Consider the following 1,329-nt stretch of genomic DNA (forward strand, 5'->3'; position numbering starts at 1 on the left):
CTAAGAAAATCGCAAAAGTGCGTATTCTAAAAGCGGACATTTTTACTTTGGAGAAACCGGACATTTCTACTTTGGGCTTACAAGTGTACTTCGTATAATATCCATTATGTTAAATAGGGCTTAATTTGAGTTTCAGAATGAATGTAAAGAGGATGTTTTGGTTCACCTGTTTTATTCAATTCTAGATAATAAAGTTTACCCTTTAATAGTTCTTTTACAGTAGAGGACCTTTGTTGATACCCCCCATTATTACCCCAACAAGCAATAATTCTTTGGGATTTGGAAGCTATTTCGCTTAAGTAAAAATCATTATCAGAGCCAATGGGATCTTCTTGAGACATCATTTCTTGTGGATCAGTTGCTCTATATGCAAAGAGATTAGCCATATAAATACCACCGCCACCCCAACTTTTGGCAAGGTTGATACAACGAGTGATAGTGGGATCATCTTGAATATGATCTGCAGTTGAGGGATTCAAACCAATAAAAGAAAACATTGGTTTCTCTTTATCCCAGATACGCCATAGAGAATAACGATATTTACTGCAATCTGAAATTATTGCTCCCTTTTCCATAACACCCTCAATTTAAATATGTGATGATGTATCTTTTATCATAACCAATGACTTTTATGAAAAAAAAAGTAACTTTGATTCATGGAGACATTACAAATTTTCCTGTAGATGCTCTAGTTAATTCTGCAAATAAATCATTGCTCGGTGGTGGTGGACTTGATTATATCATTCATAAAAAAGCAGGCCCATTGATGAAAGCTGAGTGTGTGCGGCTTAATCAGGAAAAAGGAGGATGCTCTACTGGACAAGCCGAAGTAACAACTGCTGGTGATCTACCTGCCAAATATCTGATACATGCGGTAGGTCCAAGATGGTTAGGTGGCGAAAGTAAGGAGCCACAATTACTTTGTGATGCCTATAGCAATGCGCTTATGAGAGCCAATGAGATTGGTGCTAAAACAGTTTCTTTTCCAAATATTAGTACAGGTGTGTATCGTTTTCCTCAACAACTTGCTGCTGAGATCGCAATTGGTACAATCTGTTCTATATTGCCGCAGCATGATCAAATCGCAGAAGTATTCTTTGTATGTCGAGATGCAGAAAATTACTTAATTTATAAAGAAATTCTTTCGATGCTTGATGATCCAAAAATTCAAATCAAGATATCATCGGTTGAGTAGTTTTCCGTAGTGGGATAAATTAAATAATGGATAGTTCGTATAAGAATCCAGGGCACTGTTGCAAATAGGCTGACATGATAAGCTAAATATCTTATTTATTTCGAGATACAGCAGATGAATCCCTTCCACGGTCG

The 1,329-nt window shown here is 36.6% G+C and carries 2 protein-coding genes; one reads left to right on the forward strand and one right to left on the reverse strand.

Translation table 11 applies throughout. From position 1 onward, the window contains the following. Nucleotides 1-104: 104 nt before the first annotated feature. The gene (locus M5121_RS15785) at nt 105-575 is read right to left on the reverse strand and encodes a DUF1643 domain-containing protein (protein WP_039048355.1); all 471 of its coding nucleotides are present in this window, start codon (nt 573-575) and stop codon (nt 105-107) included. A 56-nt stretch (nt 576-631) separates the two neighbouring features. Here M5121_RS15785 and M5121_RS15790 point away from each other — a divergent pair, with 56 nt between their 5' ends. Next, nucleotides 632-1,195, forward strand: coding sequence for a macro domain-containing protein (locus tag M5121_RS15790; protein ID WP_410169419.1), 564 nt, complete (start codon nt 632-634; stop codon nt 1,193-1,195). Nucleotides 1,196-1,329 lie beyond the last annotated feature (134 nt).

The organism is Acinetobacter sp. ANC5681 (assembly GCF_023488045.1).
Lineage (GTDB): Bacteria > Pseudomonadota > Gammaproteobacteria > Pseudomonadales > Moraxellaceae > Acinetobacter.